At 60.2% G+C, this 21,504-nt stretch carries 20 protein-coding genes and 1 tRNA gene; 8 read left to right on the forward strand and 13 right to left on the reverse strand.

The window, feature by feature from the left end; translation table 11 throughout:
• Positions 1–196 precede the first annotated feature (196 nt).
• Positions 197–1,858: an IS1634 family transposase gene (locus QO231_RS17910; protein ID WP_316779529.1), complete on the forward strand. Its 1,662-nt coding sequence runs from the start codon at positions 197–199 to the stop codon at positions 1,856–1,858.
• A 52-nt stretch (positions 1,859–1,910) separates the two neighbouring features.
• Here QO231_RS17910 and QO231_RS17915 read toward each other — a convergent pair whose 3' ends face one another.
• The 10 genes from QO231_RS17915 to QO231_RS17960 all read right to left on the reverse strand — a co-directional run bounded on the left by QO231_RS17915 (position 1,911) and on the right by QO231_RS17960 (position 12,612).
• Complete coding sequence (locus QO231_RS17915) at positions 1,911–2,081, reverse strand: hypothetical protein (RefSeq protein WP_316779531.1); 171 nt, start codon at positions 2,079–2,081, stop codon at positions 1,911–1,913.
• A 59-nt stretch (positions 2,082–2,140) separates the two neighbouring features.
• Positions 2,141–3,655: a tripartite tricarboxylate transporter permease gene (locus tag QO231_RS17920; protein ID WP_316779533.1), complete on the reverse strand. Its 1,515-nt coding sequence runs from the start codon at positions 3,653–3,655 to the stop codon at positions 2,141–2,143.
• A 42-nt stretch (positions 3,656–3,697) separates the two neighbouring features.
• Positions 3,698–4,201, reverse strand: coding sequence for a tripartite tricarboxylate transporter TctB family protein (locus QO231_RS17925; RefSeq protein WP_316779535.1), 504 nt, complete (start codon positions 4,199–4,201; stop codon positions 3,698–3,700).
• A 42-nt stretch (positions 4,202–4,243) separates the two neighbouring features.
• Positions 4,244–5,206, reverse strand: coding sequence for a Bug family tripartite tricarboxylate transporter substrate binding protein (locus tag QO231_RS17930; protein WP_316779538.1), 963 nt, complete (start codon positions 5,204–5,206; stop codon positions 4,244–4,246).
• A gap of 118 nt (positions 5,207–5,324) precedes the next feature.
• On the reverse strand, positions 5,325–6,179 hold the full coding sequence (locus tag QO231_RS17935) for a universal stress protein (protein WP_316779541.1): 855 nt from the start codon (positions 6,177–6,179) through the stop codon (positions 5,325–5,327).
• A gap of 11 nt (positions 6,180–6,190) precedes the next feature.
• Positions 6,191–7,867 carry a formate--tetrahydrofolate ligase gene (locus QO231_RS17940; protein WP_316779543.1) on the reverse strand — a complete coding sequence of 559 codons (1,677 nt, stop codon included), beginning with the start codon at positions 7,865–7,867 and terminating at the stop codon, positions 6,191–6,193.
• A gap of 8 nt (positions 7,868–7,875) precedes the next feature.
• Positions 7,876–8,808: a methionyl-tRNA formyltransferase gene (locus QO231_RS17945; protein WP_316779546.1), complete on the reverse strand. Its 933-nt coding sequence runs from the start codon at positions 8,806–8,808 to the stop codon at positions 7,876–7,878.
• Positions 8,805–10,079, reverse strand: a complete 1,275-nt coding sequence (gene frc, locus QO231_RS17950; protein ID WP_316779549.1) for a formyl-CoA transferase — start codon at positions 10,077–10,079, stop codon at positions 8,805–8,807. Before frc ends, QO231_RS17945 begins: the two co-directional genes overlap by 4 nt.
• A gap of 24 nt (positions 10,080–10,103) precedes the next feature.
• A complete protein-coding gene (oxc, locus tag QO231_RS17955; RefSeq protein WP_316779551.1) occupies positions 10,104–11,867 on the reverse strand; it encodes an oxalyl-CoA decarboxylase in 1,764 nt (587 codons plus the stop codon).
• A 28-nt stretch (positions 11,868–11,895) separates the two neighbouring features.
• On the reverse strand, positions 11,896–12,612 hold the full coding sequence (locus QO231_RS17960; protein WP_316779554.1) for a GntR family transcriptional regulator: 717 nt from the start codon (positions 12,610–12,612) through the stop codon (positions 11,896–11,898).
• Between the two features lie 243 nt (positions 12,613–12,855).
• Here QO231_RS17960 and QO231_RS17965 point away from each other — a divergent pair, with 243 nt between their 5' ends.
• The 4 genes from QO231_RS17965 (at position 12,856) to QO231_RS17980 (ending at position 16,750) form a co-directional block, all read left to right on the forward strand.
• Positions 12,856–13,347 carry an isochorismatase family protein gene (locus QO231_RS17965; protein ID WP_316779557.1) on the forward strand — a complete coding sequence of 164 codons (492 nt, stop codon included), beginning with the start codon at positions 12,856–12,858 and terminating at the stop codon, positions 13,345–13,347.
• Between the two features lie 27 nt (positions 13,348–13,374).
• Complete coding sequence (gene sucC, locus QO231_RS17970) at positions 13,375–14,568, forward strand: ADP-forming succinate--CoA ligase subunit beta (protein WP_394356625.1); 1,194 nt, start codon at positions 13,375–13,377, stop codon at positions 14,566–14,568.
• Between the two features lie 4 nt (positions 14,569–14,572).
• Positions 14,573–15,472, forward strand: a complete 900-nt coding sequence (gene sucD / locus QO231_RS17975; RefSeq protein WP_316779559.1) for a succinate--CoA ligase subunit alpha — start codon at positions 14,573–14,575, stop codon at positions 15,470–15,472.
• 225 nt (positions 15,473–15,697) lie between these two features.
• Complete coding sequence (locus QO231_RS17980; RefSeq protein WP_316779562.1) at positions 15,698–16,750, forward strand: ketopantoate reductase family protein; 1,053 nt, start codon at positions 15,698–15,700, stop codon at positions 16,748–16,750.
• 418 nt (positions 16,751–17,168) lie between these two features.
• Here the strand turns inward: QO231_RS17980 and uvrB are convergent, their stop codons facing one another.
• Positions 17,169–19,361, reverse strand: a complete 2,193-nt coding sequence (gene uvrB, locus QO231_RS17985; RefSeq protein WP_316779565.1) for an excinuclease ABC subunit UvrB — start codon at positions 19,359–19,361, stop codon at positions 17,169–17,171.
• A gap of 195 nt (positions 19,362–19,556) precedes the next feature.
• Here uvrB and QO231_RS17990 point away from each other — a divergent pair, with 195 nt between their 5' ends.
• From QO231_RS17990 to QO231_RS18000, 3 genes are all read left to right on the forward strand, one after another.
• On the forward strand, positions 19,557–19,868 hold the full coding sequence (locus QO231_RS17990; protein WP_316779568.1) for an ETC complex I subunit: 312 nt from the start codon (positions 19,557–19,559) through the stop codon (positions 19,866–19,868).
• Positions 19,869–19,918: 50 nt separating this feature from the next.
• Complete coding sequence (locus QO231_RS17995) at positions 19,919–20,350, forward strand: GNAT family N-acetyltransferase (RefSeq protein WP_316779571.1); 432 nt, start codon at positions 19,919–19,921, stop codon at positions 20,348–20,350.
• A 21-nt stretch (positions 20,351–20,371) separates the two neighbouring features.
• Positions 20,372–20,448 (forward strand) — tRNA-Arg (locus QO231_RS18000).
• Positions 20,449–20,470: 22 nt separating this feature from the next.
• Here the strand turns inward: QO231_RS18000 and QO231_RS18005 are convergent.
• Together QO231_RS18005 and QO231_RS18010 are read right to left on the reverse strand one after the other, a co-directional pair.
• Positions 20,471–20,701, reverse strand: coding sequence for a glycine zipper 2TM domain-containing protein (locus tag QO231_RS18005; RefSeq protein WP_316779574.1), 231 nt, complete (start codon positions 20,699–20,701; stop codon positions 20,471–20,473).
• A 155-nt stretch (positions 20,702–20,856) separates the two neighbouring features.
• The gene (locus QO231_RS18010) at positions 20,857–21,474 is read right to left on the reverse strand and encodes an SOS response-associated peptidase (RefSeq protein WP_316779576.1); all 618 of its coding nucleotides are present in this window, start codon (positions 21,472–21,474) and stop codon (positions 20,857–20,859) included.
• Between the last annotated feature and the right edge of the window lie 30 nt (positions 21,475–21,504).

Genomic DNA, 21,504 nt, shown 5'->3' on the forward strand with positions numbered 1-21,504 from the left:
TCGAGTGCTGCGGCATCCGCCGGGTCCCGAACTTCGCCACTTCGTCTTGGATTTGATCCCGATTGGGCGGTGCTGAGTTCAATGGAATAAGGGCTTCCCGCATGCGGAGGGTGGGGTTTTGGTGAAAGTTGTGTTGTGACACGTCGCAGACATTTCAGATATTAATGCATGTCTGAAAGAGAATTAACGTTGCGACATGTATACCAAGATCACGAGATCCGGCGGGCGCCAGTATCTGCAGCTGGTTGAGGGCTATCGCAACGAGCAAGGGAAGGTCCGCCATCGGGTCGTCGCCAACCTTGGACGCCTCGAAGAACTTAAACCGGCGAAGCTTGATCCCCTGATCGGCGGCCTCAACCGAGCGCTTGGCCGCAGCGAGAACCCGGCTTTTCCCGTCGAGATCGAAAGCTCCAAGGCCTACGGCAACGTCTTCGCCCTGCATGAGCTTTGGATGGACCTTGGCCTCGACCGCGCCCTGGGGCGAGCAATGCGGTCGGGACGGCGCAAGATCGATGTCGAGGCCCTTGTTCGGGCTATGGTATTCAACCGCTTGTGTGATCCCACAAGCAGGCTTGGCTGCCTGCGCTGGCTCCACACCGTTGCCATGCCCGAGATGCCAGCCAAGGTCGAGCATCATCACCTCTTGCGCGCCATGGACGCGCTCATGGACAATGTCGATCGGGTGGAGGCTGAGCAGACCAAACAGATCCGACCCTTGGTCGATCGGGACCTGACGGTCGTCTTCTACGACCTGACCACCGTGCGCATCCATGGTGAAGGGGAGGTCGACGAAGACATCCGCGCCTATGGGATGAACAAGGAAACGGGCGGCATCGCCCGCCAGTTCGTTCTGGGCGTCGTGCAGACCGCTGAGGGCCTTCCCCTGATGCACACTGTGCATCCGGGAAACGTGGCCGAGACCAAGACGCTTCGGGCCATGCTGGCCACTGTCCTGCAGCGCTTCCCAATCGAGCGCGTGATCCTGGTGGCTGACTGCGGGCTACTGAGTCTGGATAACATCGATGCCCTGACATCTTTGGCAGAGCAGGGCGGGCGCGCGCTGGAGTTCATCCTGGCCGTCCCGGCGCGCCGCTACAATGCTCTGGTCGAGACCTTCCGGTACATGGCCTTTGACGAGGACGGGTTGGCCGAGGATCGCTTTGCCGGTCATCGCCTGATCGTCGCCCATGACGCCTTGCGGGCCGCTGAGCAGGGCGACCGGCGTCGCGCTCGCATCGCCGAACTGGAGGCTATGGCCGAAAAGATGGTCGGCAAACTCGACGCGCAAGAGCTTGACGCGCAAGAGGCCGGAAAGACCGCCAAGGGTCGCCGCGCCTCCGACCGTGGGGCCTACAGCCGCTTCACTCGGGCCGTCGCAGAGGCCGAGCTCACGCGCTTCCTCAAGGCCGATCTCAATGCCGACCGCTTCAGCTGGTCGGTCGACGAAGACGCCATTGCCGAGGCCGAGCTGTTCGACGGCAAGCTCGCGCTGATCATCAATGCCCCGGACCTCACCGCCGCAGACGCCGTCGCGCGCTACAAGGGCCTCGCCGACATCGAGCGCGGCTTTTGCGTGCTCAAGTCCGACATCGAGATTGCGCCGGTTCACCATAGGCTGCCCGACCGCATCCGCGCCCATGCCATGATCTGCTTTCTGGCCCTCGTCCTTTACCGCGTCATGCGCATGCGTCTGAAAGCCAAGGGTCACAGAGTAAGCCCGCGTACCGCGCTCGATCTGCTGGAGCGCATTCAGCAGCACGTGGCCCGCATTGGCCCCGCAACCAAAACAACCCTCACCCGACAGCAACCGGAGCAATTGGATCTCTTCGAAGCGCTGAGCTTGAAAACACCATCCTGAAACGGCCTTGTTGTGGCAAAAGCAGGCAGACCGCCTTAATAATATCAATCGCTTACGCGTTTAGCTGTTGAACTTGGGCGGGTCGCCCGACGATGCCACCGACGATCGCAAGAAGCCCGCGCAGACAGGCGCGCTCGAAGGCATCTCCGGGATTGTCGACCTCGTCCTTCCATTGCACCAGGGCCAGAACTTCGGGCACCTCTCCCGGTGTTAGTTTTTGCATTCCCAGCCGTGCCAGAATTCCTTCGGTCTTGCGGCTGGTTGCGCGGGCGGGGTTCGGGTCTAGGCCTCACCCGCCCGGCGCGACCGGTCACGGATCGCCTTGAACAAGGGAAGCAGGATCAGGATGATCGCGACTACGGTGATCGGCCCTGCGATCGGACGCGTGAAGAAGATGGTTGCATCGCCCGAGGACAGGAGCAGCGATTGCCGCAAGGTCGGCTCGGCAATCGGGCCGAGAACAATCGCGAGAACCGCAGGCGCAAGGGGATAATCCAGCTTGCGCAAAAAGAACGCACCAAAGCCAAAGAACAGCATCAGCCAGACGTCATGCATATCCTGCGTCGCGGCAAAGCCGCCCACCACCGACAGCACAAAGATCAGCGGTGCGAGAACCGTGAAGGGCATGCGCAGCATCCAGATGAACAGAGGGATAAACGCCAGATTCACGATCAGGGCAAAGAGGTTGGAGATGTAGAACGAACCGATCAGACCCCAGACAAAGTCGGGCTGATCGGTGAAAAGGCGCGGACCGGGCGTCAGCCCCCAGATCACCATGCCGCCAAGCAGGATCGCAGTGGTGGGTGAACCGGGAATACCCAGCGTCAGCATCGGCAGCATTGCACCGGTCGAGGCCGAGTTGTTGGCGGCCTCAGGTGCTGCAACACCGCCCGGATGTCCTTTGCCGAACTCTTCGGGTTTCTTGGCGACCAGCTTGGCGACACCGTAGGACATGAGCGAGCCCGGCGTCGCGCCCGCAGCGGGAAGGATGCCGACAAAGAAGCCCAGGATAGAGCCGATTGCAGTGCCTTTCCAGCCGCGCTGCATACCTTCCTTGGAGTCTGCGACAATGCCTTTGACAGACATTTTCGCCTCTGTCGTGGTGATCTCACCCCTTGTACTTTCGATCGTCCATATCATCTCGCCGATGCCATAGACGCCGATGGCAAGGACAAGGAAGTTGATACCATGCAAAAAGCCCGAGATTTCAAAGAACACCAGTCGCGGCGCGCCTGAAATTTCGTCAAATCCGACGGCGGCAAAAACCAGGCCAAGACAGATCGACAGGATGGTCTTGGGAATGTCATCGCCACCCAGCCCGACGAATGTGGCAAAGGCCAGAAGCATCAGCGCAAAGATCTCCGGCGGGCCAAAGATCAGCGCCACCTGGGCCAGCAGCGGGGCGAACACCGTGAACAGGACGTTGGAGACCGTGCCGCCGATGAACGAGGCAAGCGCCGCGGTCACCAATGCCAGGCTTGCACGCCCCTTCAACGCCAGAGGTCGGCCGTCAAAGGTGGTCGCCACAGCCGTCGAGGCCCCCGGAATGCCCAATGTGATCGAGCTGATCGCGCCCCCGTACATCGCGCCGTAGTAGATCGCCGCGAGGAAGATGATCGCAGACCCAGGCGGCACCAGAAAGGTGATCGGCAGCAGGATCGCCACACCGTTCACCGACCCCAACCCCGGCATCGCCCCGATGAAGAGACCAAGCGTCACACCGACCAGGATCAACAGGATGTTGATCGGCATCAGCGACGTCATGATGCCGTCCGTCAGGAGCCCCAGAATTTCCATGGCGTTAGTCCTCCGTTACCGTGCGCGCGTGAGCAGGCCCGGTCAGTAGATGATCGAATAGAGAAAATTGTAGAACGGTTCGGTGAACTTCATCCCCTTGGGCAGCGTGATCCGCATCAACGCCTCGAAAAAAAAGAAGAAACCTATCGGTATCGCCGTGGACAGGATCAATGTCAGCGTCCAGCTATGGCGCCCAAGAAAGCGCAGATAGTACAGCAGGAACACCGCCATCGCGCCGTACATGGAGATGATGTTGATCAGTGCGATAAAGCCCAGAAGCCCGCCGCCGACCAGGACCAGCGTACGTTTGCCATAGCCGTCAAGCAACGGTTCGGCTGACCGGGATGGAGGCGAGGTTTGCCGATACCAGTTGACCGCGATCAAAACGGTGCAGATCAGCATGATACCGGCCAACCAGAATGGCCAGGCCCCGCCGCCGGGGCCTTCGCCTGTGATGTAGCCCACGTTCAACTCGGTACTCTTCCACATCAGGTAGATGGAGAGGAGGGCAAGAACCCCCGCGGTGACGATTTCTGCAAGGCGCATCTTGCCCTCCTTAGACTCCGAGATTTTGCGGGTCGTTCGAGCCTACTCGCCCATCGAGGCCAGCAATTCCTTGTGACGTTCCACCTGGGTGGCCCAGTATGCTTTCTGGTCTTCAGGGGCCATCCAGAGGGGAGACAGGCTTTCGGACGTCATGTAGTTCTGCCATTCCTCGGTGTCGTAGATGGTCTTGAACAGATCCTGGTAATAGGCCGCCGCTTCATCCGACATGCCCGGCGCTCCGACCACGGCACGCTGGTTATAATAGCTGAAGTCCTTGCCCAGTTCCTTGATGGTCGGGACGTCCGGATAGGCCGGCAAACGCTCGTCCGAGAACGTAACCAGCGGAACCACATCGCCCGACTGATAGAAACCCTTTGCTTCGGCCGGGTTGTTCACGCTCGCCATGATCTGCTGACCCGCAAGATCCTTGGCCACGGCACCGCCACCCTTGTAAGGGATGTATTTGATATCAAGATCAAAGTTCTGCTCAAGGAACGTGATGACAAGGCTGTCTTCCTGCCCCTTGCCGGTGCCGCCCATGATGTAGCCACCTTCCTTGACCTTGGCGAGCCAGTCCTCAAATTTGGTGATCCCGCTATCCTTGTGCACCCACAGAACAAACGGGTCCACGCCCATCATTGCCACCGGCGTAAAGGTCTGGACATCAATGCCCAGATTCTCCTGACGCAGCGGCGTCGTGAAGAACGAGTTCAGTGTAACCAGGATCGCATGATCCGGATCGCTGGCACCCTTCAGCGCGATCAGCGCCTCGGCACCGGAACCGCCACCCTTGTTGTTGGGCACAAGCGGACGTCCTGTGAGATCCTTCTTTTCGGCAACCGATTGCAGAAAACGGGCAATCTGGTCAGCACCGCCGCCAGCGCCCGCCATGATGACGAAATCAACCGGCTTGGTCGGTTCCCACGCGGCCGCAGGGCCCGCAAGCATGCCGGCAAGCGCGGTCGCGCCGGCCAGTTTGACAAACATACGCTTAGTAAGGGTCATGTTATCCTCCCTGGATAAATCATAGGTCACGCGAAAGTGTCGCGCCGCACCGCCCACCGTTGAAATCGGCGGATCTGTTATTGTCTACTCTTCGCTCAGTCGCACCCTGGCACGCTCATCAGTGCACCAGGATCACGGGCATTTTCGCCTGGTCGACAATATGTTGCGTATTGCCGCCAAAAACAGTCTCTTTTTCGTGGCTGTCGCCATAGGCCCCCATGATCAGGGTATCAGCGCCCACTTCCTTGCTCGATGCGAGCAACGCGGGTCCGACTTTGCGCGAGCCCTTGAACCGGTGAATCCCGGCCTCGATCTGATGGGCCAGAAGGTAATCCTGCAGATCGGCCGCTGTCGCCGCGTTGGGTTCTCCGCCGGAAGTCAGGATCGTCACTTTCCCGGCCGCCCCCAGGATCGGCAAGGTCATCGTGACCGCGCGGGACGCCTCCATCGACCCGTTCCAGGCCACGGTCACATGCTCGCACAGCTTGTCTGGCGGCTCCACGCCGTTGGGCACCATCAACACCGGGCGACCGGTCCGGAACAGAGCGGCCTTCAAGGTGTTTGCCCCGAGGTTCCTGTCGACATCGGGCTGTGGAACCGCGATCACATCGGCGAGCCGCCCGTGACGCCGGATCACATCAACCTGCTTGCCGGTTTCCTCGACCCATTCTGCCGTCGCCTTGCCCGCATGGCGAGCACCATCAAGCGTCAGGCCAAGCTTGGCAACGAGCGCTTTGAGCTCCTGTCGCATGCCGGCTTCCTCGACATCCGCAAGCTCTTCCGCCTGCTTCATCATCTGTTTGCGAAACATTGCCGGAAGCGGAACCCCAAAAGGCAACAGATCTTCGGGACGGGCCCGGCAGTGCGTAACCACCACGTGACTGTTGCTGCGATGGGCCAGCACGGCGGCATGTGCAAGTACATTGTCGCCCTTGCCGTCGCCGCGCACCGGAACCAGAATTTTGCGTATCATAGCGTCATTCCTCAGAACAGGCCGTCGATCTGACCCTGATCGTTAAGCATGATGGCCTCTGACGAGGGCACCCTGGGCAGACCCGGCATGGTCATGATCTCGCCGCAGATCACCACGACAAAGCCGGCCCCCGCACTCAGCCGCACCTCGCGAACCGGAACGCTATGCCCGTTCGGTGCGCCGCGCCGGTTCGGGTCGGTGCTAAAACTGTATTGCGTCTTGGCCATGCAGATCGGCAGGTGCCCATACCCGGCCTCCTCCCATTGCTTCAACTGATCGCGGACCGACTTGTCGGCCAGCACTTCATCTGCACGATAGATGCGGCTGGCGATGGTCTTGATCTTGTCCAGAAGCCCCATGTCGTCCGGGTAGATCGGCGAAAACGATGCCACGCCACTGTCGGCTACTTCGGCAACCCGTTTGGCAAGATCCTCGGCACCTTTGCCGCCCAGTTCCCAGTGCCGCGACAGGATCGCCTCTGCCCCCTGCCCGCGCACATAGGCCTTGACCGCCTCGATCTCGGCATCGGTATCCGTGACAAAGTGGTTGATCGCCACGACCACCGGCACGCCAAACCCTTTGAGGTTCTCGATATGACGGCCCAGGTTGGCACAACCCTTGTTCACCGCCTCGACGTTCTCCGCGCCCAGGTCAGCCTTGGCGACACCACCGTTCATCTTCATCGCCCGCACGGTGGCGACCAGCACAACAACGCTCGGCGCGATCCCGGCCTTGCGGCATTTGATGTTCATGAACTTCTCGGCGCCCAGATCGGCTCCAAAGCCGGCCTCTGTCACCACGTAATCCGCCAGTTTCAGTGCCGTCGTGGTGGCCACGACCGAATTGCAGCCATGCGCGATATTGGCAAACGGGCCGCCATGCACAAAGGCCGGATTATGCTCGAGCGTCTGCACAAGGTTCGGCTGCATCGCATCCTTCAGCAAGACCGTCATTGCCCCGTCTGCCTTGATATCGCGGGCGTAGACCGGCGAGCGATCGCGCCGATAGGCGACGATGATATCCCCGAGCCGTTTCTGCAGGTCGTCGAGATCGGAGGCGAGGCACAGGATCGCCATCACCTCGGAGGCGACGGTGATGTCAAAGCCCGCCTGACGCGGGAAGCCGTTGGCGACGCCGCCAAGGCTGGTCACGATATCTCGCAGCGCCCGGTCGTTCATGTCCATGACGCGACGCCAGACCACCCGGCGCTGGTCAATGCGCAGTTCATTGCCCCAGTAGATATGGTTGTCGATCATTGCGCTCAGCAGGTTATGGGCGCTGGTGATCGCGTGAAAATCGCCGGTAAAATGGAGGTTTATATCCTCCATCGGCACCACCTGCGCCATGCCGCCGCCCGCAGCGCCGCCCTTCATCCCGAAACAGGGACCAAGGCTCGCCTCGCGGATACAGATCATCGCTTTCTTGCCGATGCGGTTCAGACCATCGCCCAGACCCACCGTCGTGGTCGTCTTGCCCTCGCCCGCCGGGGTCGGGTTGATGGCGGTGACAAGGATCAGCTTGCCGTCCGTCTTGCTGCGCGCCTGTGCAATAAACTCGGCAGAGACCTTTGCCTTGTCATGCCCGTAAGGCACGAGATCATCGCTCGATATCCCGAGTTTTGCCCCGATCTCCTGGATCGGTTTCTTGACCGCTTCGCGCGCAATCTCGATATCCGTTCTGAAGGCCATGGTATCTCTTATCCTCCCAGGGTGTCGCCAATGGTCAGACCCGCGCTTCTGGCCCAGTCTGCTGCGGCTTGCTTGCCACCGCCAGCAGGCTTGACTCGCTTGATCTGAATACGCCCGCCAACGCACTGTACCGTCACGCCCCCATCGCTGATCTCCATGATCCGGCTGGATATGCCGTCGCCCGGAACACGCGCGCTGTCATAGATGCCAAGCTCCCCGCCCTCATGGAGCGTCCAGGCGCCGGGTGCCGGGTTGGTGCCACGGATCAGGTCATAGACCTGCTTGACCGGCTTGTTCCAATCGATTTTGGCGTGTTTCTTGACACAGCGCCGTTCATAGGTCGCGGCACTTTCGTCCTGTTCGCTATGCGGCGGGTTGCCCGCCCGGAACAGGTCACACACCTCAAGCACCGAGTCGATCGCAGCCGGGTAGATTTTCTTGAAATAGAGATCGATCACTGTGTCATCGGGGGCGATATCGCAAACCCATTGCAGAAGTACATCGCCTTCGTCCAGCCCGTCCGTGGGGTAGAACCAGGAAAAGCCGGATTTGGTGTCGCCCATGATGATCGGCCAGTTCACCGCCGATGGCCCGCGATAGAGCGGCAGCAGTGACGGGTGAAAACAGATCGATCCACGGGTCGGGGTGTCGCGCGCCGCCTCGGGGACAAAGACGTTGACATAGGCCATGACCATCAGGTCGGCATTGAACGTCGCCAACTCGTCCAGGGTTTCCTGATCCTTGAAATGCGCGGGCTGCTTGACCGGCAGGCCCTGCTCCAGGGCAAATTCCTTGATCGGGTCGACCGGCTTGCCCTCGCGGTCAGGCTCGCAATAAACGGCCACAACCTCGTCGGCTCCGGCATCAAGGATCTTGGCCAGGGCATCCTTGCCGAACGCCTGCTGGCCCATCACGACAATGCGCATCGGTTTGCCGGTCATTCGGCAGCCTTGCGGGTGACGTCGCCCACGGCACCGGATCCGATCACGCGTTCCAGGTCTTCACCGGAATAGCCAAGCACGCTCGACAGGATCTCTTCGGTGTGCTCGCCCAACAGAGGCGAACGCTCGACCTCGACCGGGCTGTCGGACAGCTTGATCGGACAGCCGACGCTGATGTATTCGCCCCGCTCGGGATGATCGACCCTGACCAGCGTACCGGTCTTGTAAAGTCCCTCGTCCTCGGCGATTTCCTTCATCGACAGGATCGGACCCACGGGGATGTTCAGCGGGTTGCAGATGTCCATCACCTCGAACTTGGACTTGGTCATGGTCCACTCTTCGATCCGCGAAAAGATCGCGTTCAGCTTGTCCAACCGCTCGGGCGGTGTCTGGTAGCCCTCTTTGGTCTTCCATTCGGGCTCGCCGATCACATCACAGATCTTTTCCCAAACCGCCGCCTGGGTGATGAAATAGGTATAGGCATTGGGATCGTCCTCCCAGCCTTTGCATTTCAGGATGCGCCCGGGCTGCCCGCCGCCGGAATCGTTGCCCGCGCGCGGTGTCGCTTCGCCAAAGGGCACGCCTTCGCCAAACTGGCTGTATTCGTTCAGCGGACCGGATGCGAGCCGCTGCTGGTCGCGCAACTTGACACGGGCGAGGTTCAGCACCCCGTCCTGCATCGCAGCAGAGACTTTTTGCCCACGACCCGATTTCTCGCGATGGAACAGGGCGGTGACGATGCCCAGACACAGATGCAACCCGGTGCCGGAATCGCCAATCTGGGCACCCGTCACCAGCGGCGGGCCATCCCTGAATCCGGTGGTCGAAGCCGACCCGCCCGCGCACTGCGCGACGTTCTCATAGACCTTGCAGTCTTCATACTTGCCCGGGCCAAACCCCTTGATCGAGGCCATGATGATGCGCGGGTTGATCTTCTGGATGTTCTCCCAGCTAAAGCCCATGCGATCTAGCGCACCCGGCGCAAAGTTCTCGACCAGCACGTCGCATTCCTGGATCAGCCGGGTCAGGATCTCCTTGCCGGTTTCGTTCTTCGAGTTGAGCTCGATCGACCGCTTGTTGTGGTTCAGCATCGTGAAATAAAGGCTGTCAGCCCCCGGTACATCGACCAGCTGCTTGCGCGTGGCATCACCGACGCCGGGGCGTTCCACCTTGATCACATCGGCACCAAACCAGGCCAGCAGTTGCGTGCAGGTCGGGCCCGACTGGACGTGGGTGAAATCGAGAACCTTGATGCCTTCAAGTGCTTTCATGACGTGTCTTCCTGTTCCGAGTAACTACTTGCGTGCCTGCGGATAGCGCGCCTGCGCCACCACCGACTGTGGATTGAGATTTCCGATATTGCCGCTCTCCTTGCCGGCGGCGGGGTCGATGGCGGCATTGACCAGTGTGGGCTTGCCGCTGGTCAGCGCCGCGTTCACTGCCTGGCGCAATTCGTCCGGAGTCTTGACCCAGGCACCGACGCCGCCAAAGGCCTCCATCATCATGTCATAGCGCGCATCGGGCACGAAGGACGTGGTTGCGGGATCGCACCCGCCACCCCAGTTTTCCCCGTCGCCGCGATAGATGCCGTTGTTGTTGAAGACCACGACACAGATCGGCAGGTTGTAGCGGCAGATGGTTTCCACCTCCATGCCGCAGAACCCGAATGCGCTGTCGCCCTCGACCGCAAGAACGCGCTTGCCGGTCTCGATGGACGCCGCGATCGCGGCCCCCATGCCGATGCCCATGACACCCCACGTTCCAACATCGATCCGATGCCGCGGTTTGTGCACATTGATGATCGAGCGTGCCAGATCCAGCGTGTTGGCCCCTTCGTTCACCAGAATGGTTTCGGGTTGCTCGTTGATGACCTGTTTCAACACGCCCAGTGCAGCATGGTAGTCCATCGGGGTGCTGTTGTTCTGCAACCGCGAAGCCATTTTTTCCATATTGACCGACGCCTTGGTATGCACCTGATCCAGCCACTCCTTGGGGGGCGCGATACCCTCGTTTTCCATCGCATCGATCAAAGCACGCGCGCAGGATCCCACATCACCCACCAGCGGCGCCGCGATTTCGACGTTGCTGTCCATCTCTTCGGCATTGATGTCGATCTGGATGAATTTCTTGCCGCCGGGTTCTCCCCATTGCTTGCCCTTGCCGTGGCTGAGCAGCCAGTTGATCCGCGCGCCCAGCATGACCACAACGTCACTGTCCTTGAGCGCCATCGAACGTGCCGCCGCCGCGCATTGCGGATGGGTGTCCGGCAACAACCCCTTGGCCATCGACATCGGCAGGAAGGGATACCCCGACTTTTCCACCAGTTCGCGAACCACGTCATCAGACTGGTCATAGGCTGCGCCCTTGCCGATCACGATCAGCGGCCGTTTCGCCTCTTTCATCACCGCGATGGCACGGGCAATCGCACCTGGCGCGGGTGTCTGGCGCGGGGCCGGATCAATCACCTTGACCAGCGATTGCGCGCCTTTGATCGCGTCCATCGTCTGACCCAGCATCGCACCCGGAATATCCAGATATACCCCGCCCGGACGACCGCTGACGGCGCTTCGGATCGCGCGCGCGACCGCAATACCGATATCGGCGGCATAGGTCAGGCGATACGCCGCCTTGCAAAATGGCCGCGCCATGGCGAGTTGATCCATCTCTTCATAATCGCCCTGCGCCAGATCAACGATCTCGCGTTCTGACGAGCCGGAAATCAGAATCATCGGCCAGCAGTTGGTCGTCGCATTGGCCAGCGCGGTCAGCCCGTTCATGAAACCCGGTGCGGACACGGTCATGCAAACACCGGGTTTCTTGGTCAGGTATCCGGCAACCGACGCGGCGTATCCCGCATGTTGCTCATGCCGGAACGAGATCACGCGCATGCCCTGTGCCTGCGCATATCGCCCCAGATCGGTGATAGGGATTCCGGGCACATTGTAGATCGTGTTGATCTCGTTCAGCTTCAGGGCGTCGATCAACAGGTGGAACCCGTCGGTCAACGCCTGAGGCGCATCTTCTCCAGCGTCATCCTGCGCGGCTGCGGATTGTGTCATGTTCGATCTCCGATATCATTCCGTATCACTAGCCAGCTTCCGTCTTTGCCGAACCCAGGTTTTCCAACCGCGTCCAGGTCTTGTGGATATGATCGTGCAGCCTCATGGTGTGTTCGCGCACCCGGCGAGATGCGAGGTCGGCATCCCGCGCCTCCAGCGCTTCGAGGATTTCGATGTGATCCGCGACCGACTTGCGCGCACGGTCGCTTTCGCCCATCGCCCGCCGCCGGATCGCCTTCATGTGCGTGAACAACCCATCCGCCGTTGTCTTGAGCAGTTCGCAACCGGACAGCTCCAGAATCTTCTGGTGAAACTTGATGTTCGCATCCGAGTATTCCTCGAGTTCGGCGCGGGCCGCGTCACTGCTGTGACGCATCGCAAAGCGACGCAACGCTTTCAAATCGGCATCGCTGGCCGCCTTGGTTGCCATTCTGGCCGCCATGCTTTCGAGCGCCGCCCAAGTCACAACCATCTGAAGAATCTCGTCACGTGACTTGCGGAGAACAAAGACACCACGGCGGGGTGCAATCTGCACCAGCCCCTCGTGCGCCAACCGCGCCAGTGCCTCACGGATCGGCGTTCTCGACACGGCCAAGCGCTCGGCCAACTGGCGTTCATCCAGCCGCAGATCGGCATCGGGGTGATAGATATTCATGTTCAGAATGGCTTCTTTCAGAACCTCAAACGTGTGATCCTTCAATGTGAAGTTCACAGAAATCGGGTTCAGACTGTCACCAATCGACACCTGCGCCACCCCTCCCAAGGTATTCAGAAACCTCTCTGACAGAGGGTTTGAAGCGATGTATGTGGTATACCATACATCAGGTAGGGGATGGGTCAACAGATTTAATTCCCTCGAAAATCAGTGCAATATCCGGATATTTGCGTACCTGGTATACCACATCCCAATTGATCGAATCTACGGGCTGGAATAGAAAATGCTGCGAAAGGCAATGGATTCGCCGCTCATCGAATTTGATATGCAGGCATGTCATGTGCCGGCATTCCAGACCTTGCGCGCACCATTGCCAACCCGCGCCTTCTGCTAACCGCCGCCAACCGCCCGGCAGTGCCTGCGCCCCTGGCCGAACAGTATCCTCTGGGGCTCGGCCAAACGGTACACGAGGTACGAAACGCCGCAGAAGGCGCACAAGTCCTGCCCAAGATGCATTTTTCATGTATGGAAGAGCCAGCGTTCGTTGATGCGTTTCGTGCGCGCGGACGCAAGCAGGCCGTTATTGCCGGAATGGAGGCACATATCTGCGTGGTACATACTGCTAAGAGCCGTGTTGAAGATGGCTTTGACGTCTTTGTCGTATCTGATGCGACGGCGTCGCGCACGCTGGAAAGTGAACGCGCCTGCCTCGGTCGCCTGAGTGCGTCGGGGGTTGGCATCGTGACCGCCGAAATGGTGGTGTCCGAATGGCTGGGCCGCGCAGGTACGCCCGCATTCAAAGAGCTTTTGCCGCTCATCAAATAACTTTTCGACACAAGGAGTCAGAGACGAATGAACATCCACGAATACCAGGCCAAACAGGTGCTGAAAGGATTCGGTGCCCCGATTGCAAATGGCGTTCCCATCACCAGCCTAGATCAGGCAGAGTCAGCCATCTCCTCGCTCCCCGGTCCCGTCTGGGTCGTAAAAAGCCAGATCCACGCAGGCGGGCGCGGCAAGGGCAAGTTCAAGGAGCTGGCCGAGGATGCCAAAGGCGGCGTTCGGGTGTCCTTTTCGGCAGACGAGGCGCTGAGCAACGTCAAGGACATGTTCGGCAACACGCTTGTCACCAAACAGACCGGCCCTGCCGGAAAACAGGTGAACCGGCTCTATATCGAAGACGGCGCGGATATCGAGCGCGAGCTATATCTGTCGATCCTTGTTGATCGCGAGACCGGCAAGACATCGTTCGTGGCCTCGACCGAAGGCGGCATGGATATCGAAGCCGTGGCCGAAGAGACCCCTGACAAGATCCACACCATCGGCATCACCGCCTCGCAGGGCGTGACCGACGCGGATGCCAACACGATCGCGGATGCCTATGAACTGACCGGCGACACCCGCGAGCAGGGCACAGCGCTGTTCAAGGCCCTGTACGAGGCGTTTTCCTCGAAAGACATGAGCCTTCTGGAAATCAACCCGCTGATCGTGACCAAGGCTGGCGATATCCAGGTGCTTGATGCCAAGATCTCGTTTGATGGCAACGCCCTGTTCCGCCACCCCGACATCATGGAACTGCGCGACGAGACCGAAGAAGACGACAAGGAAATCGAAGCGTCTAAGTATGACCTGGCCTATATCGCCCTGGACGGCGAGATCGGCTGCATGGTCAACGGTGCGGGCCTTGCCATGGCGACGATGGACATCATCAAGCTCTACGGCGCTTCACCCGCCAACTTCCTTGATGTTGGCGGCGGCGCGACGACTGAAAAGGTGACGGCAGCCTTCAAGATCATTACGTCCGATCCAAACGTGAAGGGCATTCTGGTCAACATCTTTGGCGGCATCATGCGGTGTGACGTGATCGCAGAAGGCGTGGTTCAGGCGGTCAAGGACGTTGGACTGAAGGTGCCACTTGTCGTGCGACTCGAAGGCACCAAGGTTGAAGAAGGCAAGGCCATCATCAACGACAGCGGTCTCAACGTGATCGCAGCGGACGATCTGGATGACGCCGCGCAAAAAATCGTCAAGGCCGTGAAGGGGTAAGAACATGTCCATTCTGATCGACAAGAACACAAAAGTCATCGTTCAAGGCCTGACCGGCAAGACCGGCACGTTCCACACCGAACAGGCGCTGGCCTATCACGGCACCCAGATGGTCGCCGGGACGCACCCGAAAAAGGGCGGCACCAACTGGACCGGATCAAACGGCGAATCCCTGCCCATCTACGCCAGTGTCGCCGAGGCCAAGGATGCCACCGGCGCCAATGCGTCGGTGATCTATGTGCCGCCTGCGGGCGCGGCTGCGGCCATCGAAGAAGCCATCGATGCGGGGATCGAGTTGATCACCTGCATCACCGAAGGCGTTCCGGTGCTCGACATGGTACGGGTCAAGGAAAAGCTCGATGGCTCGTCCAGCCGCCTGATCGGACCGAACTGCCCCGGCCTGATGACCCCGGATGAGTGCAAGATCGGCATCATGCCCGGCTCGATCTTCAAGAAGGGATCGGTCGGGGTTCTGTCCCGCTCGGGCACCCTGACCTATGAGGCGGTGTATCAGACCACGGTTGCGGGACTGGGCCAAAGCTCGGCCGTCGGGATCGGTGGTGACCCTGTCAAGGGGACCGAGTTCATCGACGTGCTCGAACTGTTCCTCGCCGACCCGGAAACCCAATCGATCATCATGATCGGCGAAATCGGCGGCAGCGCCGAGGAAGACGCTGCGCAGTTCCTGATCGACGAGGCCAAGAAGGGCCGCAAGAAGCCGGTCGTCGGCTTTATCGCCGGACGCACAGCCCCTCCGGGTCGCACCATGGGCCACGCGGGTGCCGTGATCTCGGGCGGCAAGGGCGGTGCGGACGACAAGATCGAGGCAATGCAGGCCGCCGGCATCCAGGTGTCGCCATCGCCCGCGAAACTGGGCGAAACCCTGGTTGAACTGCTGGGATAATCTCTCATGGGCGGGGGCCTCCATGGTCCCCGCCCACACCCGTCTCTGCAGCGGAGCGTCGCGCCGCGACTAAAGTCTAGTCAGCCAATGCGATAGAATATTGCGCACCCGGGCCGATTGCTTTCAATATCGCACTGGCAGGGTCGGCTAACCGGTCAAGTCCACATCCAGACCCCACTTTGATCCGGCGCGCCGGATGGCACAAAATACGGAGCAGACAGTCTCATGCCTTACAAGATCCTCATTCTTGGCGCTTCCTATGGCTCACTTCTGGGCACCAAGTTCCTTGCTGCGGGCCATGATGTCACGCTGGTCTGCCGCGACAAGACCGCCGCGCTGATCAACGGCAAAGGCACCGAGGTGCGGATCAAACTGCGCGACGAAGACGCCCATCGCAGCTTCTTCTCCGGTGATCTGGACGGCACGCTGGATGCCAGGACACCCGAGGATGCACAGCCGCAGGACTATGATCTGGTCTGTCTCGCGATGCAGGAGCCGCAATATTCGCACCCCTCGCTACGCGACCTGCTGGCGCGGGTGGCCGAGGCGCGGGTGCCGTGCATGTCGATCATGAACATGCCGCCCCTGCCCTACCTGCGGCGCATTCCATCGCTGGATTGCTCGGGCCTTGGCGGGGCCTTTCAGGATCCGGAGATCTGGGACAAGTTCGATCCGACCCTGATGACCCTGTGCTCGCCTGATCCACAAGCCTTCCGCCCGCCGGAAGAAGAGGCCAACGTGCTGCATGTGGGGCTGCCGACCAACTTCAAGGTCACCAAATTCCACGACGCCAAGGCCGACGCCGTGCTCGAAGAACTGGAGCGCGGCATCCTCGACTACCGGGTCGATGACAAGGATGTGCCGGTCAAGCTGCGGGTGTATGACTCGCTGTTCGTGCCCTTTGCGAAATGGGCGATGCTGGCATGCGGCAACTATCGCTGCATCCAGCCGGGCGATCCCATCGCCATCCGCGACGCGGTGCATGGCGACATCGAGAAATCCCGCGCGATCTATGGCGCGGTGAATGATCTTGTGGTGGGCCTGGGCGCCGAACCCGACGACATGGTGCCGTTCGAGAAATACGCGCGCGCTGCGGAAAACCTCCTCAAACCCTCCTCCGCCGCCCGCGCCGTCGCCGCCGGCGCAACAGCCATCGAACGTGTCGACAAGCTGATCATGCTGGTCGCTCAGGCCAGTGGACGGCCGAATGCGGGGATTGAGGCGACGGTAGCGCTGGTGGATAGGAAGTTGGCGGAGAACCAGAAGGCGGCGGGCTGATCAGGCATCAGACCGCTGAGTATCCTGCAAGGTATTATCGAGTCTGCAAAGCGAACCAGGGTTCTCGTCAACCTGAATACGTCCCGGGCCGAGACCACACCAGGATCGATCACGGTTCTTGGAGCCCATGACCTGTCGGCCCGGAACATCCTTCGACTAACACCTTCTTGCTAGTCGATAACAAAAAGGACAACGTTAACAATCGTCATCAGTGTTACGACCAACGTCATCCAGAATATCCCGGATGTGAATTTGTCCATTCGAGAAGCGAGCCGTTCCATACTTCGGCTGCGAATTTCATCAAGCAAGAAACCCGTACCTACTAGCGTGTTCACTGAATGCTCATCGTAGAGTTGGATAAGCTCATCGCAACTCAGTTTCTTAAGTTCGCTCAGTTTTGGTGCTCTCATTCTTGGCTCTACCGCCCCTTTCGCTTCACATTCCCCCCTCGCTGCCCCGGCCGCCCAGCCGTTGACCGGCCACGCGACTTCACCGCTGCTTCCGTGGCCTTCTCCACCGCGTATTGCCGCGCCAGCGGGTCGTCGGCCACCGCCAGATCGACAGCTTCCAGACGTTTGGCCTCGTCCCGCAACCGTGCGGCTTCTTCGAATTCGAGATTTTCCGCCGCCTTGCGCATGTCGGTGCGCAGCCCCTCCAGCACGGCCTGCAGGTTCGCGCCATGCAGCGGTTTGTCGATCTTGGCGGTAACGCGGGACATGTCCGTGTCGCCCTTGTAGAGCCCGGCCAGCACGTCCTCGACGTTCTTTTTCACCGTTGCCGGCGTGATCCCGTGTTCCTCGTTATAGGCGATCTGTTTTTCGCGGCGGCGGTCGGTTTCGCCAAGCGCGCGTTCCATCGAACCGGTGATCCGGTCGGCATACATGATGACCCGACCCTCGGCGTTGCGCGCTGCGCGTCCGATGGTCTGGATCAGCGAGGTTTCAGAGCGCAGGAACCCTTCCTTGTCCGCATCCAGAATGGCGACCAGCCCGCATTCGGGGATATCCAGCCCCTCGCGCAAGAGGTTGATCCCGATCAGCACGTCAAACGCGCCAAGCCGCAGATCGCGCAGAATCTCGATGCGTTCCAGCGTGTCGATGTCCGAATGCATATAGCGCACCTTGATGCCCTGTTCGTGCATGTATTCGGTCAGGTCTTCGGCCATGCGCTTGGTCAGTGTGGTAACCAGCGTGCGGAAGCCATCGGCGGCGACCTTGCGCACCTCGTCCAGCAGATCGTCGACCTGCATGCCCACCGGCCGGATTTCCACCATCGGGTCCAGCAAGCCCGTGGGGCGGATCACCTGTTCGACAAACACCCCGCCGGTCTGTTCGATCTCCCATTTTGCGGGGGTGGCGCTGACGAACACCGATTGCGGGCGCATCGCGTCCCATTCCTCGAACTTGAGCGGACGGTTGTCCATGCAGGACGGCAGGCGAAAGCCATGTTCTGCGAGTGTGAACTTGCGCCGGTGGTCACCCTTGTACATGCCGCCGATCTGAGGCACCGAAACATGGCTCTCGTCGGCAAAGACGATGGCGTTGTCGGGGATGAATTCGAACAATGTCGGGGGCGGCTCACCCGGCGCGCGCCCCGTCAGGTAGCGCGAATAGTTTTCGATGCCGTTGCAGTAGCCCTGCGCCTCTATCATTTCGATGTCGAAATTGGTGCGCTGCTCCAACCGCTGCGCTTCGAGCAGTTTGCCATCGGCGACAAGGTGATCCAGCCGTTCGCGCAACTCCTTCTTGATGTTGATCACAGCCTGCCGGAGCGTCGGTTTCGGTGTCACATAGTGGCTGTTGGCGTAAACCCGGATCTGCTCGAAGGTATCGGTGCGCTCGCCGGTCAACGGGTCGAACTCGGTGATCCCTTCCAGTTCTTCGCCGAAGAACGACAACCGCCAGGCTCGGTCTTCAAGGTGGGCAGGAAAGATCTCAAGCGAATCTCCCCGCACCCGGAAACTGCCGCGCTGGAACGCCTGATCGTTGCGCTTGTATTGCTGCTCCACCAGTGCGGCCATGACCTTGCGCTGGTCGTATTCCTGCCCGACCTTCAGGTCCTGTGTCATCGCGCCATAGGTTTCGACAGAGCCGATGCCGTAGATGCACGAGACCGACGCCACGATGATCACGTCATCCCGTTCAAGCAGTGACCGCGTCGCGGCGTGACGCATCCGGTCGATCTGTTCGTTGATCTGGCTTTCTTTCTCGATATAGGTATCGCTGCGCGCCACGTAGGCTTCGGGTTGGTAGTAGTCGTAGAAGCTGACGAAATACTCGACCGCATTGTCCGGAAAGAACCCCTTGAACTCGCCATAGAGCTGGGCCGCCAGCGTCTTGTTCGGGGCCAGTATGATGGCCGGACGCTGTGTCTGTTCGATGACCTTTGCCATGGTAAAGGTCTTGCCGGTGCCCGTCGCACCCAACAACACCTGGTTGCGTTCACCGTCATTGACGGCCTGCGCCAGTTCCGCGATCGCCGTGGGCTGGTCGCCTGCGGGTTCGAAATCGGTCGCCATAACGAGCCGCCTGCCCCCTTCGAGCTTCTCGCGGGGCGGCCCGCTGGGGGCTGTCATCATCGGCATCGCGCTATCGGTATGAACGTGGGGCATTTGGCTCTCCGGCGGCAGGTTCCCCAGACTTGTTCTCTTTGTGATCCGGTTCAACCCCATATTCGGTGATCTGGTCGCGCTCATGTCAGAAATTGACAACAGGCGGTGCTGATCTTCTGCCCGGCGCGGCGAAACGGCGCTTGCCCAAAGCCCTCAAATCCCGGATAAACGCTGCGACGATCAAAGGAGCGACCCATGCGTGCACGGATCTACAAACCTGCAAGGAATGCCATGACCTCGGGCATGGCAAAGACCCGGTCCTGGGTTCTGGACTACGCCCCCGCTACGTCACGCGATGTCGACCCGCTGATGGGGTGGACCTCGTCCGACGACATGCAAAGCCAGGTGCGGCTGCGCTTTTCCAGCAAGGAAGCTGCGCTGGACTATGCCGAGGCACATGGGATCGACGCCGTCGTGATCGAGCCCAGGTCGCGCAAACAGAACATTCGGCCCGGTGGCTATGCCGAGAACTTCTCCACTGACCGACGCACGGTCTGGACCCACTGAGCGGGGCCGACATACGCCCCGCCGACCCCAGTGCGCCAGCCATCCGTGCAATGATCGAGGCGCATCTGGCGCATAGTCGGGAAACGACGCCACCAGAGAGCATTCACGCGTTGCCCGCCGATGCATTGCGCGCACCGGGCATTCGGTTCTGGGCATTGTATGAAGATGACACGCCCTTGGGCTGTGGCGCGCTCAAGGATCTGGGCAACGGCCTAGCCGAGGTCAAATCGGTTCATGTTGCCGAACCTGCGCGGCGACGAGGTTTGGCGCGCCAGATCATGACATTTCTGGAAGCCGAGGCGCGGAGCGCCGGGTACAAGGCGATGGCCCTTGAAACCGGGTCTGCCCTGCTGCCCGGCTTTGATGCCGCGCGCGCATTGTATCGCTCGCTCGGTTTTACACCGTGCGGACCAATTCCGGGCTACGCGCCGGATCCCTACAGTGTATTCCTGCGCTTGGGGCTTGATCCTCGCAGCGAATAACAGCAAGAAGTGGCGGCAAGCGGCTCCGTAGCTCAACTGGATAGAGCAAGGACCTTCTAAGTCCGAGGTTGAGGGTTCAAGTCCTTCCGGGGCCGCCAGCGCACCAAAATGTATTGCGTGCTAGCAACCTGCCGCGTTGTTGGCCGCTATCCCGCCGGCAACCGCACCGCCGGCCGTCAGGATGTCCTTGCCGCTTCCGCCACCAAACTGGTTGCCGACAACGCCGCCAAGTACCGCTCCCGCCACGGTTGCTCCTGCGCAACCAACCTGTTTTTCCTGCGCCGGAGTCGTGGCGCAGGCTTGCAACAGTCCCATTGCCGCGAAAATCGCCAAAATGCTGCTTCGTTTCATCAGTTTCACCATTTTCTTTTGTTTTGGTTCGTATCTAGCCTGTACCGAAACTCTTAGCGGGTCGCAGATTCTCAGTAAAGGTATTCTCAAATCTCGAAACCTGAACGGTCGGCGTCATCTCGCCGCCTATTTCCGATCCATGGCCGAACCCGGGCCTAGATGCTCTCGATCAGTTCCGGGCCGTCGTCCTTGATGCCGAACGACGTCACCACATGATGCCCCAGCAATGCCTGTGCGCCCAAGTCCCTGTCCTGTGTCCCTGCGATCCAGGCGTCTCGTTCATCGGCATTCAGGATCACTGGCATTCGATGATGCACGCTTTCTACCTGCGCGTTGGCCGCGCGCGTCAGGATGGTGCAGGTTCTCATGTCATTCCAGACAGACGTCAGACCGGCGAACCAGAGCGTCTCTTCATTTCCGGCGCTTTGAATGTAATGCGGTGTCTTCTGCCCCTTCTTCCCTGTCCATTCATAATACCCGCCAGCCGGGATCAGGCAGCGGCCGTGTTTCCAGGCCGTGCGAAACGTGGGCTTTTCTGCGGCCTCTTCAATTCGGGCGTTGAACGTTGTGGCCTTCCAGGCTTTCACATCGCCCTTGTGCCAAACCGGAATGAACCACCAGCGCGCCCATGAGAATTGCCCCTCGACGGTCTCACGGATCAGCACATCCTGTGTCGGCTTGATATTGTACCGTCGCGCAAACGGATCAATCCCGACCTCTGAATGCTCGAACTCGGTCCCGCGCAGGTTGGGGTCTATGTATCGGCCGCACATGCCGTGTCCTTTCACTTTGCTCTCAGGCAC

The organism is Sedimentitalea todarodis, from assembly GCF_032595355.1.
Taxonomy (GTDB): Bacteria; Pseudomonadota; Alphaproteobacteria; order Rhodobacterales; family Rhodobacteraceae; genus Sedimentitalea; species Sedimentitalea todarodis.

What these genes read in the sequence shown, in the direction of transcription:
- QO231_RS17910 (WP_316779529.1), top strand. Translation starts at nt 197, where the DNA reads ATGTATACCAAGATCACGAGATCCGGCGGGCGCCAGTATCTGCAGCTG.
- QO231_RS17915 (WP_316779531.1), bottom strand. Translation starts at nt 2,081, where the DNA reads ATGCAAAAACTAACACCGGGAGAGGTGCCCGAAGTTCTGGCCCTGGTG.
- QO231_RS17920 (WP_316779533.1), bottom strand. Translation starts at nt 3,655, where the DNA reads ATGGAAATTCTGGGGCTCCTGACGGACGGCATCATGACGTCGCTGATG.
- QO231_RS17925 (WP_316779535.1), bottom strand. Translation starts at nt 4,201, where the DNA reads ATGCGCCTTGCAGAAATCGTCACCGCGGGGGTTCTTGCCCTCCTCTCC.
- QO231_RS17930 (WP_316779538.1), bottom strand. Translation starts at nt 5,206, where the DNA reads ATGACCCTTACTAAGCGTATGTTTGTCAAACTGGCCGGCGCGACCGCG.
- QO231_RS17935 (WP_316779541.1), bottom strand. Translation starts at nt 6,179, where the DNA reads ATGATACGCAAAATTCTGGTTCCGGTGCGCGGCGACGGCAAGGGCGAC.
- QO231_RS17940 (WP_316779543.1), bottom strand. Translation starts at nt 7,867, where the DNA reads ATGGCCTTCAGAACGGATATCGAGATTGCGCGCGAAGCGGTCAAGAAA.
- QO231_RS17945 (WP_316779546.1), bottom strand. Translation starts at nt 8,808, where the DNA reads ATGACCGGCAAACCGATGCGCATTGTCGTGATGGGCCAGCAGGCGTTC.
- frc (WP_316779549.1), bottom strand. Translation starts at nt 10,079, where the DNA reads ATGAAAGCACTTGAAGGCATCAAGGTTCTCGATTTCACCCACGTCCAG.
- oxc (WP_316779551.1), bottom strand. Translation starts at nt 11,867, where the DNA reads ATGACACAATCCGCAGCCGCGCAGGATGACGCTGGAGAAGATGCGCCT.
- QO231_RS17965 (WP_316779557.1), top strand. Translation starts at nt 12,856, where the DNA reads ATGTCATGTGCCGGCATTCCAGACCTTGCGCGCACCATTGCCAACCCG.
- sucC (WP_394356625.1), top strand. Translation starts at nt 13,375, where the DNA reads ATGAACATCCACGAATACCAGGCCAAACAGGTGCTGAAAGGATTCGGT.
- sucD (WP_316779559.1), top strand. Translation starts at nt 14,573, where the DNA reads ATGTCCATTCTGATCGACAAGAACACAAAAGTCATCGTTCAAGGCCTG.
- QO231_RS17980 (WP_316779562.1), top strand. Translation starts at nt 15,698, where the DNA reads ATGCCTTACAAGATCCTCATTCTTGGCGCTTCCTATGGCTCACTTCTG.
- uvrB (WP_316779565.1), bottom strand. Translation starts at nt 19,361, where the DNA reads ATGCCCCACGTTCATACCGATAGCGCGATGCCGATGATGACAGCCCCC.
- QO231_RS17990 (WP_316779568.1), top strand. Translation starts at nt 19,557, where the DNA reads ATGCGTGCACGGATCTACAAACCTGCAAGGAATGCCATGACCTCGGGC.
- QO231_RS17995 (WP_316779571.1), top strand. Translation starts at nt 19,919, where the DNA reads ATGATCGAGGCGCATCTGGCGCATAGTCGGGAAACGACGCCACCAGAG.
- QO231_RS18005 (WP_316779574.1), bottom strand. Translation starts at nt 20,701, where the DNA reads ATGAAACGAAGCAGCATTTTGGCGATTTTCGCGGCAATGGGACTGTTG.
- QO231_RS18010 (WP_316779576.1), bottom strand. Translation starts at nt 21,474, where the DNA reads ATGTGCGGCCGATACATAGACCCCAACCTGCGCGGGACCGAGTTCGAG.